General features: G+C 54.6%; 14 protein-coding genes, 1 tRNA gene and 1 pseudogene. 5 read left to right on the top strand and 11 right to left on the bottom strand.

Features of this window, described 5'->3' with window-relative positions:
• Positions 1–18: 18 nt before the first annotated feature.
• The 3 genes from VCS63_RS06125 to VCS63_RS06135 all read right to left on the bottom strand — a co-directional run bounded on the left by VCS63_RS06125 (position 19) and on the right by VCS63_RS06135 (position 2,075).
• Positions 19–645, bottom strand: coding sequence for an HAD family hydrolase (locus VCS63_RS06125; RefSeq protein WP_323878905.1), 627 nt, complete (start codon positions 643–645; stop codon positions 19–21).
• Between the two features lie 77 nt (positions 646–722).
• Positions 723–1,298 (bottom strand): HD domain-containing protein, encoded by a 576-nt coding sequence (locus VCS63_RS06130; RefSeq protein WP_323878908.1) that lies wholly within the window; start codon positions 1,296–1,298, stop codon positions 723–725.
• 42 nt (positions 1,299–1,340) lie between these two features.
• The gene (locus VCS63_RS06135) at positions 1,341–2,075 is read right to left on the bottom strand and encodes an SDR family oxidoreductase (protein ID WP_323878910.1); all 735 of its coding nucleotides are present in this window, start codon (positions 2,073–2,075) and stop codon (positions 1,341–1,343) included.
• 112 nt (positions 2,076–2,187) lie between these two features.
• On the opposite strand from VCS63_RS06135, the gene VCS63_RS06140 reads away from it, so the two are divergent.
• Complete coding sequence (locus tag VCS63_RS06140) at positions 2,188–2,997, top strand: LysR family transcriptional regulator (RefSeq protein WP_323878912.1); 810 nt, start codon at positions 2,188–2,190, stop codon at positions 2,995–2,997.
• A gap of 350 nt (positions 2,998–3,347) precedes the next feature.
• On the opposite strand, the gene VCS63_RS06145 is transcribed toward VCS63_RS06140, so the two are convergent.
• The 5 genes from VCS63_RS06145 to VCS63_RS06165 form a co-directional block, all read right to left on the bottom strand.
• Positions 3,348–4,553 carry a hypothetical protein gene (locus VCS63_RS06145; RefSeq protein WP_323878914.1) on the bottom strand — a complete coding sequence of 402 codons (1,206 nt, stop codon included), beginning with the start codon at positions 4,551–4,553 and terminating at the stop codon, positions 3,348–3,350.
• Positions 4,534–5,004 (bottom strand): hypothetical protein, encoded by a 471-nt coding sequence (locus VCS63_RS06150; RefSeq protein ID WP_323878916.1) that lies wholly within the window; start codon positions 5,002–5,004, stop codon positions 4,534–4,536. Before VCS63_RS06150 ends, VCS63_RS06145 begins: the two co-directional genes overlap by 20 nt.
• Entirely contained in the window at positions 5,001–8,465 is a 3,465-nt protein-coding gene (locus tag VCS63_RS06155; protein WP_323878918.1) for a hypothetical protein, read from the bottom strand. Before VCS63_RS06155 ends, VCS63_RS06150 begins: the two co-directional genes overlap by 4 nt.
• A 198-nt stretch (positions 8,466–8,663) precedes the next feature.
• Positions 8,664–8,897, bottom strand: coding sequence for an antitoxin VbhA family protein (locus VCS63_RS06160; protein ID WP_052097482.1), 234 nt, complete (start codon positions 8,895–8,897; stop codon positions 8,664–8,666).
• A gap of 651 nt (positions 8,898–9,548) precedes the next feature.
• Complete coding sequence (locus VCS63_RS06165; protein ID WP_235204799.1) at positions 9,549–9,686, bottom strand: hypothetical protein; 138 nt, start codon at positions 9,684–9,686, stop codon at positions 9,549–9,551.
• Positions 9,687–9,919: 233 nt separating this feature from the next.
• Between VCS63_RS06165 and VCS63_RS06170 the strand changes: the two genes are divergently transcribed.
• The 4 genes and pseudogenes from VCS63_RS06170 to VCS63_RS06180 all read left to right on the top strand — a co-directional run bounded on the left by VCS63_RS06170 (position 9,920) and on the right by VCS63_RS06180 (position 12,844).
• Positions 9,920–10,609: a metallophosphoesterase gene (locus VCS63_RS06170; protein WP_323878919.1), complete on the top strand. Its 690-nt coding sequence runs from the start codon at positions 9,920–9,922 to the stop codon at positions 10,607–10,609.
• 601 nt (positions 10,610–11,210) lie between these two features.
• Positions 11,211–11,858, top strand: coding sequence for a DUF4145 domain-containing protein (locus tag VCS63_RS06175; protein ID WP_323878922.1), 648 nt, complete (start codon positions 11,211–11,213; stop codon positions 11,856–11,858).
• Positions 11,859–12,148: 290 nt separating this feature from the next.
• Positions 12,149–12,274 (top strand): annotated as a pseudogene (locus VCS63_RS29750) (restriction endonuclease); the annotation flags it as partial.
• Positions 12,275–12,289: 15 nt separating this feature from the next.
• Positions 12,290–12,844, top strand: a complete 555-nt coding sequence (locus VCS63_RS06180) for a hypothetical protein (RefSeq protein ID WP_323878924.1) — start codon at positions 12,290–12,292, stop codon at positions 12,842–12,844.
• Positions 12,845–12,983: 139 nt separating this feature from the next.
• Here VCS63_RS06180 and VCS63_RS06185 read toward each other — a convergent pair whose 3' ends face one another.
• The 3 genes from VCS63_RS06185 to VCS63_RS06195 form a co-directional block, all read right to left on the bottom strand.
• The gene (locus VCS63_RS06185) at positions 12,984–13,607 is read right to left on the bottom strand and encodes a hypothetical protein (RefSeq protein ID WP_323878926.1); all 624 of its coding nucleotides are present in this window, start codon (positions 13,605–13,607) and stop codon (positions 12,984–12,986) included.
• A gap of 303 nt (positions 13,608–13,910) precedes the next feature.
• Positions 13,911–13,995, bottom strand: a tRNA-Leu gene (locus tag VCS63_RS06190).
• A 120-nt stretch (positions 13,996–14,115) separates the two neighbouring features.
• On the bottom strand, positions 14,116–15,504 hold the full coding sequence (locus tag VCS63_RS06195; RefSeq protein WP_042795349.1) for a uracil-xanthine permease family protein: 1,389 nt from the start codon (positions 15,502–15,504) through the stop codon (positions 14,116–14,118).
• Between the last annotated feature and the right edge of the window lie 66 nt (positions 15,505–15,570).

Below are 15,570 nucleotides of genomic sequence, written 5' to 3' on the forward strand. Positions count from 1 at the left end.
GCACGGCCAAGCAGCGGTTCAATGTTGATCGACTAGACGCAAGACTTCGCTCAGCGACTGCAGCGATTCGGCGCCCGGCGCCGGCGCGCTGCGCCGGTCGAGGTGATAGCCATGCATGCCGAATTGCCGGGGCCCTTCCATGTCGGCATCCAGAGTGTCTCCGACCATAAGCACCTCTTCGGGCCGGCACGCCAGGCCGTCGCACAGGTAGCGATAGATCGCGGCCTGGGGTTTTACCGCGCCGGCCTCATACGACCAGGCGCAGAACTCCGGCTGTACGGGCAGCAACTTCAATACCGGCGGCCCGTAGGGCGCGGCGAGGTTGGAACAGAGCGCCACCTTTACTCCCCGGTCCTTCAACGCGGCCAAGGTGGGCGCCGCGTCAGGAAAGAGGGTGATCGACTGGATTTCATCGTGCAGGTCGGCCTCCAGCGCGAGCAGGGCCTCCTCGCTGACTTTGCCGCCAAACAGGCTGGCCGCCTGCCTGAGATCAAGATCGTTGCTCATCGCCCTGGCACCGTCGTCGCTTTGCCGCTCGCGACCCGCTTCCCCTAGTAGCCGGACCAGCTTCCGAAATGGGCGGGTAGGCCGCTCAATGCGGACCAGTGTTCCAAATACGTCGAATGCGACGGCCTTGATCGGCATCGGGCCTCCGGTTCGTCAGGACCGCAACAGGCGTCGTGACTGCGATTTCAGTGGCTGAATTGTAGTCCGCCGCGCGTCTACTTCCCCTGAAAATGCCGGGATACCCATTCCTCGCAAACCGTCCATAATTGCGGGGCGCCTCTGGCAATGACGGGTCCATAGCGGGCAAGCACCTGTTCAAGCGACACGCCGTTTTCTTTCCACGTCCCGCCGTCCGTGTACACGTTGATAAGCAGCGGCTGGAACCGGTCCAGCGCCTTGGCGAACTTCGCATCCTCGGTTTCGGCGGCCTCGAATTCCAGCCAGAGATCCAGGAATGCGGCGGCGTGCGGCTGCGGCAACAAGCCAAAAATCCGCCTCGCGGCCGCGGCTTCCTGTTCCGCCTGCATGTCGGCAGATGCGCCGCCATGTATCGGAAAATCGCCCACATCGATTTCGACGATGTCATGCAACAACAGCATCTGCATGACCCGATGCGCGTTGATCGATTCGTGGGCGTATTCGCTCAGCACCAGGGCGTACATCGCCAAGTGCCATGAATGCTCGGCCGAGTTCTCTTTCCGGCTGCCATCAAGCAACGGTGACTGCCGGGTGACGGCCTTCAGCCGGTCGATCTCTCTCAAGAATGCCAGTTGCTGTTCAAGCTTGTTCAATAGCGTGATTCCAAAAGGGCCTGCTTATCGCTGATCAGCGTACTAGGCTTGCTGCCGTGTGGCCGCCAGAACGATTTCACGCACGCACACGCCATCTGGCTGCGAGTAGGCGTAGTGGATGGCGTTGGCCACGTCCTCGGCGGCCAGCACTTTCCCGCCCATCTCGGCCTTCCAGGCTTCGTAACCCGTCTTGATGTCCGCGTCGGTGGTGTGGCCCAGCAACTCCGTCTCTACGGCGCCCGGCGCAATCGTGGTCACGCGGACATTGTGCGCCGACAGTTCCTCGCGCAGATTCTCCGACAAACCGTGCACGGCGAACTTGGTGCCTACGTAGGCCACATGGTTGGGGAAAGTCTTGCGGCCGGCCACCGAGCTGATGTTGATGATATTGCCGCGTTTGCGCTGGACCATGCCCGCCGCGACCGCGTGCACGCCGTTCAGCACGCCTTTGACATTCACATCCAGCATCCGGTCCCATTGATCCGGGTCCTGGCGCGTGATGTCGCCCAGCAGCATGACCCCCGCGTTATTGATAAGCGCATCCGTCGGGCCGAAACGCGCCTCGCCTTTCCGCACCGCAGCCGCGAGCGCGGCGCGATCGGTCACGTCCACGGACAGCGCCAGCGTGTCGGGCAGGTTCAGCGCCTGCATTTTCTCCAGGCGGCGAGCAAGCAGCAGCAGGGAATGGCCGTGCGACGAGAACAGGCGGGCGGTTGCCAGTCCAATGCCGGAACTGGCCCCGGTGATGATGACCAGCGGCTTTTTCGAGGAAGACATAGTGGGCTCCAGATATCGGTTTTATGTATGCTTGAACGTCTGGAATCATTCTATGCCCCGCGGATAACCCCCGAGAAATGGTTTATTTCTTTGGGAGAAATCGGAAAATCTTATGGATAGCCGTCAGCTCAAGGCCTTCGTCGCCGTCTTCGAAGAACGCAACATAACCGGTGCTGCCCGCCGCCTGCATCTGAGCCAGCCTGCGCTGTCGGGCACGATCAAAAGCCTGGAAGACCTGCTGGGCACGCGCTTGTTCACGCGCCAGGCGCGCGGGGTGGCAGTCACCGAAGACGCCCGCATCCTCTACCCGCAGGCTCGCCGCATCCTGTCGCAGACGGACTCGATGACGCAACAGTTCCGCCATGGCTCGCATGCCTCGCGCATCGAGATCGGTGTCGAGGCCGATATCGCCGGGCCTGACATCGCCGCCTTCATGCTCGCGGCGCGGGAGGTTGTGCCGGCGCTTTTCGTGAGCCTGCTCGAGGGGTGCGATGGCGATGCCCGACTGGCCGCCGAAGACGATCGCTGCGAAGACGAGCTGTTCCTGCCGCTATCGGTGGACCCTTATGTCCTGGCCCTCCCCGAAGGCAGCGACGCCGCATTGCCATGGATCATGTGCCCCAACCATCCCACGCACCAGCGCCTGCTTCCTTTCTACGGCGCCGCCGCAAACATGCCCGCCGCGCACGCCGGATCGCTGCGCCTGGCACTGGCATTGACGGCCGCCGGCGCCGGTATGTGTATCGCGCCAGAGTCCCTGGCCCGCAGCCAGGCCGGCGTGGAGATACGCCCCATCGAAGGCCTGGAAATGTCGCGCCGTATTGGGCTCTGTTATGCGGTGCAATCGCTGGATAAGTCCGCGGTGGCGATGCTAGTGGAGCGGTTCCGAGATTATCCGCTGCATGCCGCGCGCGCAGCATGAAAAAAGCCGTTGGCGGTAAGGGCAACGGCTTTTCGAATTCTGGTGCCCGAGACCAGAATCGAACCGGCACGCCTTTTGGCGGGGGATTTTGAGTCGGTGATTTACAGTGTTGCTACAGGGAAATCGGGCGAATTCTAGCGTAGGGTGGAATAGGTGAAAACAGTTTCAAATCAGTAGGTTAGGGAATTTTGACGGAGTTGGTGAAAACTGGTCACTGTACCAGCACTGTACCGAAAGTTCGGTACAGTGGGTTGTTGGGTGATCGTCTGGGGGATTTCAGAGCTTATCGCTATAGTGCTACAAAATAGATACCCACTAACGTTTCACCTTGATTGGGTTCTTCGGTAGCATCAAAGTTCGGAGAAATGCCGTCTGAACAGTTCGGCTACGAACCGCGCACTAGTATATGCGGCATATGCTTGCCAATCATCGTGTTTATCTTTATCCGCATAGTCGCAAACGCTTTTGACTGCGATAGACAATAAAGGAGAGGTTGTCGCATATTCGGCTGCCACCATGACCGCGAAGGCCTCCATTTCTATTGCTATCAAGTCTCGATTCTGAGCGGAAATCTCTCTGGCGATTGAAGAATTCGCGACCACGCTAGCTCCCGATGCCATGGGGCCAATGTGACAGCCGAACTTACCGGGGGGCACCGCGCCCTCCCAATTAGCTCTAATACTTCTATGGAACTCTGCGCACCGCGCGATTTCATCGCAACGATTTGCAAGATCCACGTTTAAATCACTTTGCTTTGGGGAAAGGTGGAATACTGGCGAACCTTCATCATTATGAGCGTGCTTTCCGCTACCCCAGTCCCAAGTGGGATCGCCAATAACTACATCGCCAAGATTGGTTTTCCCCTTCACGCCTGCACATATGCCTGTCATTGCCAGAATAGCGGGCTTAAATTTCAATGCCAGTTTCGTTGCGATTACTGCTGACGCGGCCATGCCTTTTCGCAGGGCACTCGCCACCACGATACTTTTCTTTCCTTGCTGCGTCTGGATCTCTCCTCTGTGATACAACGTCGGATCACCAGCCACGCGGAAATTCTTCCATCCGAAATCTAACTTAAGTACTGCATCTAATTCAGAGCCTAACGCTGTAATTATGGCAACATCTGCTGGCAAAAGTTTGCGCGATGCTCTCTTTGCGGCAAGTTGAATTTGACCTACTAAGACACTCGTCCAATCAACTAATCCGTCAGAAATAACACATAGTGCACTTCCCCGCCGCTCTACCTCTTTTCGTCCGTGTTTTTCCAGTCCCGTCTCACTAGTTACAAAGAGCACTTCGCCAGGAAGAATGGTTTTTGTATCGTTAATGACTAGATCGAAAAAATGTAAACCGCCGGCCTGGTTTGGACTAGCCCCCGCAACATCAGGAAGCTGCAGATCAATTAAAAGAAGATCGAACTCCTCCGTTCGAAGTCTTTGGCGTGCACTAGTTGCATTGGTTTCATGTGCAATGTCGACTTCGACTCCAGCCTGTTGAATGGCGATTGCCACTTTCTCAACTTTGGTATGACTGTCGTCAACTATTATCAGCTTCACGTCTATTCTCTCGAATTATATCTATCTTGGTGGCGAGTTGCGATTTCCACGACTCCTGTGCAGAACTATAGTAAACAATCCCGAGATAAGCGGGCGAAAACTCATTAGCAAGCTGCGAGTCCAGTTGTTCCAAATTTAACTGCCTTCCAGCCCCGCCAAATGAGTCGAGCATAGTTACTACGAATGTTGGTTTAGTTATTTTTCGTAGCTTGCACTGTCGCAACAAATCCCTTCCTGCGAAATTTTCGGGCGGGTCTGGGGAGTCATCGTAGTTTGGCATGCTCATATCGAGGATCACACCGTCAATTTCTGATGTTCTTTTAACTAGCGCGTGTAATGCGGACGTAAAAGATCTCGCTCTTGTTAGTCTAATTAGAGGGTCAATAATCAATATTTGAGCAGAAATTTTTTCCGCTTTGTCATCATCATCTTCGACGAAAAGTAGATTCATACGACTTCCTGCATCTTGAAACCGAAGTTGACCTTGAACTCGCCATCCAGCGTGTGCTCAAAATTCAAGAATGATGATTTATATAGAGGGCTGCTAAGCGCCAGCAATACTTTTCTAAAGCCACTTCTCCCTTCGCCTTGTGCAAGTCGTCGCGATTCCTGAGTCGCCAGAGATGAACGCAACTTGGCCAGCTCATCTAAGCGTTGTGGTGTCGGGGGCAAAGCGTTGCTTGAAACAGTGGCCTTGAAATCCCCAGATTTCATACTCATTGATACATCGATCTTGAGAGGCACATGTTCCGATTCTGCGTACTTGAAAGAATTTTCGAAGAACACATAGAAAACATCGACTAGAGTATCTAGTGCTCGACCGGGTACTTTTCCATCGGCTTCTATCTGCAAATAATTTGGCCCTTGCCAATCTGGTGGCACAGAAAGTGTACGGTTGACCATGTTTGCTGCGATGAGGCATGGGAAATCAATCTCGAAGTCCTGCCGATCGTAGACTTCGCTGCGCTTAAACCAACCGGCTACACCTTCCAATGATTGCTGAACTGCTGTGCGTGCTCTTGCAATTGCGTTTGATAGGCCCGGAGGCATTACTTGTCGACCAATAGACTCGATGTCTGCCGTTAAGTCGTCAAACAATTTCATCAGATCAGGCCGAAGTGTTTGAGCCAAATATTCTCGGACGGAAGCGAGATTGGAATCAGTTTTCTCCCACAATGAATCAACGCATTTAACTATGAGTTCATCAATATCTTTAAAATCTGAATCATAGCTCTGCATAAGCTTACGTTCTAAATTTGAAAATTGATATACCAGCAGGCCTTCGGTATTGTCATCCAAGGCCTTAAGGTCATAGTAGGAACGAATTTGTAGACGCCTGTCCCGGACGTAGAAGAGCTTTGCATCGAAATTTGTCGAAAAAGTCTGAAGCGCTATTAGTACAGCTTCTTTATGCTCGTGATCAGCCAGCGCGGTAGACCAATACGAATTCGAAACATACGTCCCATCATCCTGTCTCGCTGTGACTAGATGCTCATTAGCTACGGATTTCCTCAGGGCATCCACAAATTTTCCGTGACGCACTCTGGTGCTGAGATAAGCGTTTAGGCCGTGATCACCCGTTAAGAATTCCTTAGTTATCTCGCTGAATAAAGTACTGAATTGGATGTCTGTTTGAGTGGGGGCGTCTTTTTCATCTACTACATGGAATGTCGATAGTACAGTCGAGAGCGATTTTCCATTATCGAATCCTTCCAAAATGAATTGCAGCCTGTCAATCAGGTCATTCTGTGGTCTTCCAATTTGGGTAATGGCGCTTTTGTACTGAGTATAAGAAGATTTGAGCTTGGTTCGCAAAGCTCGCTTAATCGCCTCAATATCCACATATACTCTGCTTTGCTCAACAAGTGCGGTGGTTTTTGATATTTCCTGTTGTTTAATCCGGGAAGCTAATTCTTCTTTGTGAATTCTCGCTCGGGGCAAGTCAATCTTCGCCAATTGCTGGCATGCCTCAATTCGTGCCTCTTCAATCTGGTCGGGCTCCATGTACAGAAGAGTTTGTCGCATAATTTCGGGTTGCCAGACATTATCAAGATAGGCGACAACCTTGGACTGACCAAACTCGCTGATGCGGTCTACAAGTTGGGAAGGTCTAAATACTCCGTTTTCTTCACAAAATCTCTCAAAGGCCAGTCGAGTCTTGCTAAGATCTCCTTCAACATCAAACTGACTCGCCAATGCGAGCATCAAGCTCAAACTGATGGTGTGTGGCCACTGATCCGCATCTGGTAGTAATTCCACTAGCTCTCTAAACGGCAAAAGTAGCGGTGCATGTGGATTGCTCAAAAAAGCGCCAACTATTATGTCCAGAGCAGGGACGTAATCGCCTTTTAGCATTAAAGCCAAGGATTGACCTCCACACGCCCGAAGCTGTGCTGCAGGACGAACATCCCCCTCCGCTGCAATTCTGTATAGATCTGCAGCGGCCCCATACTCCTGCTTAGAGAGGAGCTCACGCGCGAGATATTTGGCTGCTCTTGGATTGATTTCAGACGATGCCGGAACTCCTGCCATAATCTGCCTAACCAACGCAATGGTTTCAGGGCAGTTGCCACATTTTTCAAACTGTCTTAACGCATCCTCGGCATATGCTGGTTCTAACACTAATGCCGCAAAGGGGGATATTTCCTGTTCCCGGACATAGAAGTCCCTCATCCAACTAGGAATTCGCCTTCTTTCTTCAGTGCCAATTTCATACCAAAGCGCCGCACGGAGATATAGCATCCACTGATGATCATTGAAGCGATCCGCAAGCACAATAAAAGCATGTACGCTGGAATAAAAGCTATCGTTTGCAGAAAGAATGTTGAATAGATGCCCGTTCAGTTCTCCGCAGAGGCCTTCTTCACTATCGGGTTGACGTTGCAGGGCCACTTCAGCCTTTATTCGAAGTAGCCGCATCGCACTATCAGCGGGATCTCGTCTAAGTATGTCTAATGTCTTCTTGGTACACGAGTCGTAATCACCAATTGTGTAGTACTCAATCGCATCTAGACGTTCGAGTGAGGCGGGGGATGTCTGAATTAATGGCTTCCCCATCGCGCTTATGACGCCAAGGAGGCGGGGGTCGTTTGTTCCTTCGTATAGGCGTGTTAGACAGGGCAGCATCCAGCCGACCATTTCCACGGTGAGCATCCTGTCGGAAACCGCGGCCTGCAGAACAAGTACCAAGGAGCAATAATGATCAATTACTGATGCTCTTGAGTCCATGAATAACAGGTTGGAAACTGCCTCTTCGCTTGAGTCTGTAATGTCGAAAATCTTGGAATGAAAATAGCTTGAATAAACTCGAGACGCTATCAGATCTTCAATTTCAGAGCGTAACTTATCTCGCAGGGTCGCACTTTCTATTCGCTGGCGAACATAATGTAAAACAATATACAGCAACGAATTTCCTCGAGCCTCGTCCAGTATTCTTGAAGCTACCTCGGCTGGCGTATTCTCGCCGTGCGCAATGTGGGCACTTGCCAAGCGGTTTTGGTAGAGCCAAATTGATTTTCCGAAGCGGGGCTCTATTTCATTTAAAAGTGCGGAGGAAGTCGCGTAATCATTTAAGAGAACAGCTCTTTCGAATTTCTGCCGTTCCACACAATAGTCTTTTAATGCTTCTTTGAATTGATAGCAACGTGCGATAGCCCAGAGGATCTCTCTGTACGCATTTACGGGTTGCCCTGGTGCCCTGTTTGATAATATTTGGTCCGCTCGCTTCGGGAAAGGGCTGCCGTGGTAATCTTGTAAGGAGGTTTTGAACGGGAAGAGCCTCTGATAGGCATTGAATAACGAGGCATGCTCAACGCCGGCACGAACTTGATGAATGGCAGAAAATCGACTTTTAGGGCGTCTTAATCTTGCCTGAATTGCTAAAAAATTATTGTTGCCAGTTTTTGCTTTCATATTTCAGTCCCGTCGGCCCAGCTTTCCTTAAGGTTTAAAAGGTCGGCATTAAAAATCTGAGCCAATTTTCTGACGTTTTATCCATTTTCTCGCAAGATAAACTTCCCCTGCGCTGGTTATGTATTTTTTAGGGGCGGTGTGCAACGAAACCCGGCGACAGCCTATCCTGCACTAGTCCCCAAATCCTAAATTTCTTCGTCATGACGAAGACTTTGGGAGCGCTAATGCGTCAGCGCGCGGCTGCACAAACTCTTGCAGGCTTATCTGACCATCGACGAAACGCTGAGCGTGGGCCTCATCTGCTTCACTGAGCGAGAAACCTTCTAGACCGACGGAGGCCCGCGCATAGTTAACTGCCGATTGCCGGCGGCTGCGTTCGGTATCCGATATGGTTTTGCGGGGCTGTTGCCTGCATTTACCCTTGCCAGCCATGGTGTCTCCTTGCCGTAGGTAACTCGATCTTACAAGAAGTATGGGTAATTTGGTTTAGGTACGCGCAGCCACAGAGGTGGTGCGCTGAAATTGTCTTGTTTTACCTGCTATGGACTCCAATATCGGCTGCGTACTAGCCGTAGTTTCCAAAGAGGCTTTGCCTCTCTGGACTCTCCACCCTCGCCGGCGGGAGCCTCGGGAGCAGGGGTTGCGGGCTCTGGCCCGGAACTCCTGCCCCCGGGCATAGCGTGGGGCGCTCCTGCCGCGTTAAGGGGCCGTGTCCTCGCCCTGTGGGCTGCGGGCCGCACCAACCCCTTGACCCGTCATCCGCTCGACAGCACTGCTACTGACGTCGTTTGGCCGGAAGAGGTGTCAAGGGCGGGACCGGAAGCCGCAGCCCGAAGCGCAGCGCAGGGAACGGGTGAGGATCCCGGGCGAAGCCTTCACCCTTGATGCCTCTGGAAGCCATGCAGCCTGTCGGCCGGGGGGAGGAACAAGGCGAAGCCGATGGGCCTGCCCCCGCGGCCAGTCCGGCAAGAACGGACGCGGGATGCAACCGAAGGGGTTGCCCAAGCGTAGCGCGGAGATATGTGCGGCCATAAATGAAAAGGCCTCGCTGATGGCGAGGCCGATGCTGACGCAACATGCACATCACTTACCGTTGACGGAGCCACCCGTTGCCGGCCCCCAGTTCTTGCCCATGTTCTGCAAGACGTGTTGCCGATAGGCTGGGTTCCACATGGTGTTGCCTGCGATCATGTGGTTGGTTCGGCCAGCAGTAACCATCATGCCCGGCTGCATATCGCGGCTAGTCGTCTTAGGATTCACCACGTTGCCAATACCCTGCACCATGCTCCTAAATGTCACAGCGTCAAAGATGATGCCGCCAGCCAGTCTCGCCCCTAAGCCACTCGTTTTTCTCTGCGCTCAGAAGATGATCAAGGCAAGAACTATGATCTGCACTCCACGTATCATGACGGGTATGCAGGACAAGTCGTTAGGGAACTATATGGAATCTTGGAATGACGCCCGGTAATGTCCGAGTCCAGCGCTTTCAATTGAATGCCAACGGTCGTGATTTTGCGGTGGGTGACATCCATGGTCATTTTGGTCGGCTTGAGGTCGCGCTGGCTGCCGTAAAGTTCTCGCCAGAAAAGGACCGATTGTTTTCCGTGGGGGACCTTGTGGACCGCGGTCCTGAATCGGCCGATGTGCTGAAATGGTTGGAGCGCCCGTGGTTTCACGCGATCTGTGGGAATCACGACTTGATGACGTGGCGGCGGGCGATGGGCGATCCGATTCCGAACGTCGATCATCGCGTCCACGGCGGTGAATGGTTGGATGCCTGCGTTGGTGATGTTCGTGAACGCATTGCGGCCAGCTTGAGCGCCTTGCCGCTGGCTATCGAGGTGGAAACGCCGAGTGGCGTAGTCGGTATGATTCATGCCGACTTCCCCTATGACGATTGGCAGGCTATTCACGGCGCTACCTTTAGTCCAGAGGACGAAGATGCCTGCCTATGGTCCGTAGATCGTTATCGAATGCAGTATTCCCAGCCTGTCCGCAATGTACGTGCGGTGGTCCATGGACATATGACCCTACACGAGCCTGCGCAGCTTGGCAACGTTTACTACATCGATACAGGTGGATGGCAGGATGCGGGGAGGTTTACGTTGCTGGACTTGCATACGCTTAAGTCGTGGCCGCGCTAATTCCATTCTCCTACCTCTGAATACATGGCGCAGCCTTTAAAGGCCCGACATACAGGCAGATGAGAGAAGTGATCAGATAGGGCAAAAGAAAAGGTCCATCGCCCATTTCTGGGGAAGGTTTCTCGCGTGACGTTTTCGGTATTGCGCAGTAGCAGCCAGGGCGAGGACCTAATGATCTGCGCACCACTGGGGCGCCGCGTAGGCGGGGATGATTCCCTCAGGAAGATATACGGCCGAGTTCGGCCAATTGCAGCCAGCCGTCAAGTTCAGCTTTCCGGTCCTCAATCTTGTGCGAGACAGCTCGACCGACGTCATGGGGTACCCCCAAATAAGCGGCCAATACTTAGATCAAAACCAGGTAACTGCTGCTAAAAGTAGGCTATTCGTATGGCGACACAGCCTGTGCCGGGAGGGGGTGGTATAAATCCTTCACGTCACGCGCGTATAGAAATCAACTTTAGTCAAGTAGTGTGGTATGGGCGTGCCTGCCTAAGCAGCGGTGAATTATGAAAGCTGAATTTGACTGTATGTTTGTAGCCTGTTTAATATCAGATCACTATCCCCAGAGGGTCGAGTGCTAACAATACTGTAGTCCAAACACATGCCCGAGAAACGCATTAATAAGTTTGTTGCCTGCGATAGATGTGGCACAGGAACAATTCACTCATTGCTGTGCTTGGCAGAATCGGATATCGAATACACCGATGCTGAAGGCTTTAGCATGGTTGAGCCTGCCACCTATAGAATGCTTCAATGTAACGGCTGCCTGCGCATTTCGTTGTACGTGTGGTCCAATCTTCATAGTCCCGATACCGAAGTTGGCGAGCGACAATATCCGTCCGAACCCCAATACTGTCTCCCTGCGTCCGTGCAAGCCGCATATCTCGAAGCGAGAAAGGTTAAGCGACAGTCTGCTTCAGCCTACGGCATCATGGTTCGTCGTGTACTAGAAACCGTGTCGAGGGATCGTGGTATCGAGAGCCGCAGTCTGGCCACATCGCTTAGTGAACTTGTGCGGAAAGAACAGATGTCGCCGCAGCTCGCGGAAGCCATAACTATTATGCGCACATTAGGCAACGCTTCGGCCCATAACGCGGACAGACCTATGAATGAGCATCATGTCTCAATAATAGAGAGATTTTTGGATGCTCTGTTGGAGCATGTCTACCTTCTTTCCGCTGATATCGATTTCTTTAAACAACTGGAAAATATTAACGTTGATGAGAATGTCCGTAGACCTGATATTTAAACTATGGAGACTTTGTTTGCCGCTAGGCGGGCCTAGCCTTCGGCCAGAAACAGCTACTTGCTCACTGGCCATCTGTGCACATCACCAATCGCGATTTGTCAATTTTTCGGTTCGCCTAAAGCACTTGATTTTTTGTACGCTATTGTTGTTGCAGATTGAACCGAATTTATTTGGCCCACAAGTACGGTTGGGTTGGCGTCTAACAAGCGCTTAAGCGTACATGGCTAATCGCTCAAGCATGGAAGATAGCCATATGGATTATTCGCTAACATTCCACTCAAGCAAAGAACCGTGGAGGGAAGGTCGGGCGCCCAGATTTACAAAAACTTGCGGGCGCGTTCGTGGATCTTCCGGATGTAGTTAAGGGGATTTTCTGGTCCGCTACAGACTACACGAAACCCGCTCGACAGTACGCCCAGGCGGCTAGGACCATGACGGGCGAGGAAATCCTTCTTAGGGGCCTGAGGGAGAGTACGCATCTTGAGGAAGAGGGCTTCATCAAGACTATTCGCGTCCAAGGCACGTATCACATTCCAAAGTTAAGCGAGGCAGTCTGGACGCCTCATTGGTCGTCACAAGGGCGTGCCAGCCTATTATCATTCGTTCCGGGGGATAAGGCCACGATTGAATTCGCTGAAATTATTAGAGATTTCTTCGACTCGAACGGCGACAAGATCACCTCGATTTTCGAGCTCACGTCGGGCGGCTACGGTGACATTGGGGAAGATGGCGTAAGTCGAGGTAGTTACTGGTTGCTCGGCCATTACGTCAGGGTCAACGGAATTCTCGCTTCCATCTGCGGACTTGAATACGAAATGCCGTATGCAAGCCATACGCGCTCGTTCGAAATCACCGACAACAGTACATATCGGCTTGTCGTGCTCGATGAAACAGGTACACCCGTGAAAATTCTGACTGACGAAAAACTACGCGAGTTTACCTTCGACACTCAGGGCCGGTTGGTCCCCCCCAAGCACCGTCGATGAACCAGAACAGCAGCTGCAATATGTCCGCTTTGGGTCGTTCTGCGACCCCCAGCCACCTCGCAGACCGGCGTAGCACCAAAGAAAAGGCCCTTCACCCATAGGTGAAAGGCCTTTCGTTCTAGAACTGACTCAGCTTGGTTTATCCGCGCTTAAACAAGCGCTCGTGCATCCATCCCTCATTGGTCAGGATGACAGCCGCCTTACCCTGTATATCTCCCTGGGTCTGTTCCGCAAAATTCTTGTAATTGGCACGCAGGCCTTCCGACTTGGCCCAGCCATCTGCGCCATCTACCTTGTAGCGGTGGTTCACTTGCGACAGCTTTACGCCCATCATGTCGCTGGGTTCAGTGAAGTTGCTCACTTCCACAACGGTGTACTTGCCGGTGCAGAAGGCATCTTGTCCAGCCATCGTGTTGGCACCATTGGCGACGAGGAATTTCTTGCCGGTGTCAGTGATTTGGTACTCGGTGGCCGGCTCCATCTTGTTGCCGAACATGGCTTTGACTTCGGTGTCCCGCTTCGTCAGCAGCCCGGCATCGACCAGCGCGTCGGCGCGCTTCTTGCTCTGACCGCCCAGCATGTCTTGATTCGCCACGGTGAACGGAAAGCCCTTTCCAGGAATCGCAGCGCACAGGCCCTTCTGAGTGTCCAGGTATGCCTGTATGGCCTTGCTGAAGTTGCTCTTGTTGGCGTCCTTGGCGCTGCCGCACGCGGCAAGGGTAAGAGCAAGGCCGCTGATGGCGGATAGCTCCGGATCGCTCAAGCCGGCTTCTATGAACCGGCTGACAGCCTTATGGCGCAGATTGTGAAAGCGGAAATCCTTAAGGCCCGTTGCTTGATTGGCATCGGGCCACGCTTTGTCGAACGGGTATGGGCGTCGTATGGGATCTTGGTCGGGTGCGCCGAAGAACGCGAGTTCGGTTTCGGGCGGGCGCAGGGGTTGGCAAGTGACTCGGTGAACACGAGTACCGAAACTTGACCTGACCACAATGCTAGGAAAATCCCCCGGTGCGGGGCTTGTACTGCGAAATCTTCTAACGGCTTGAATTAGCAGAAGATTTGGAGATGGTGCCCGGGGCCGGAATCGAACCGGCACGCCTTGCGGCGGGGGATTTTGAGTCCCCTGCGTCTACCAATTTCACCACCCGGGCTAGGAGGTCGCGGACACGTCCAGGTGACGGTCGCGGGAGAAGCGAAGACCGCGATTATATGCGGTCTGAGAAAAATTGTCAGGCCAGGGGCGCAAATGGCCCCTGGCGCGGTGTTGCCGCTTACTTTTTCTCGGGCAGGAACCAGTTCATCACCAGGGCGCAGATGCCGCCGGTGGCCACGCCCGACTCCAGCACGTTCTTCACGGCATGGGGCAGGTGCGACAGGATTTCCGGCACTTGCGACACGCCCAGGCCCAGGGCCAGGGACACGGCGATGATGAGCAGCGCGCGGCGGTCCAGCTGGATGCCGGCCAGGATATTGATGCCGGACGCGGCCACCGCGCCGAACATGACCATGGCGGCGCCGCCCAGCACGGGCTCGGGCACGGCTTGCAGGATGCCGGCCACGGCCGGGAACAGGCCCAGCAGGATCAGCATGCCGGCGATCCACACGCCGACGTGGCGGCTGGCGATGCCGGTCAGCTGGATCACGCCGTTGTTCTGCGCGAAGACCGAGCTGGGGAAGGTATTGAAGATGCCGGCCAGGAGCGAGTTCGCGCCGTTGACCAGGACGCCGCCCTTGATGCGCTGCATCCACAGCGGGCCTTCGACGGGCTGTTTGGAGACCTTGCTGGTGGCGGTGACGTCGCCAATGGCTTCCAGGGACGTGACCAGGTAGATGATCAGCATGGGCACGAACAAGGCCCACGAGAAGCCCAGGCCGAAGTGCAGCGGCGTGGGGATCTGGAACAGGGCGGCTTCGCGGGCGCCGGTGAAGTCCAGGCGGCCCATGTAGGCGGCGGCGATGTAGCCGACGGCCAGGGCCAGCACCAGGGCGGTGCTGCGCACCCACACGATCGGCACGCGGTTCAGCAGGATGATGGTGCCCAGGACCAGGCCGGACAGGGTCAGGTTCTCGGCGCTGGCGAAGGTGCCGTTGCCCATGGCGTTGTAGCCGCCGCCCATGCTGATGAGGCCGACCTTGATCAGGGTCAGGCCGATGAGCAGCACGACAATGCCGGTGACCAGCGGGGTGATCAGGCGTTTGACGAAGGGCAGGATGCGGCTGATGCCCATTTCGACGAAGGAACCGGCGATGACGACGCCGAAGATCGCGGCCATGACGGTTTCGACCGGCGTGCCTTGCTTGACCATGACCGAGCCGCCGGCGATCAGCGGGCCGACGAAATTGAAGCTGGTGCCCTGCACGATGAGCAGGCCGGCGCCCAAGGGGCCGAAGCGTTTGCACTGGACGTAGGTGGCGATGCCGGAGATGACCAGCGACATGGACACGATGAGGGTGGTGTCGCGGGTGCTCACGTCCAGGGCCTGGCAGATCAGCAGGCCGGGGGTGACGATGGGAACCAGGATGGCCAGCAAGTGCTGAAGGGCGGCGACGAAGGTGACGAGAGGCGCGGGGCGGTCGTCGGGACCGTAAACCAGGTCGTGGCTGGGGGCGGCGTCGGATGCGCCGTGGGGGACGGGTTGGGTCAGGGAGGCGGGTTGCATGGCGGATGGGCCGGCCAGGGGCGGGGAAGGGGAGGAAAGTGCGGGATTTTAGCGGGGAAGGCCCGC

The organism is Achromobacter sp. D10 (assembly GCF_035282245.1).
Lineage (GTDB): Bacteria > Pseudomonadota > Gammaproteobacteria > Burkholderiales > Burkholderiaceae_B > Achromobacter > Achromobacter insolitus.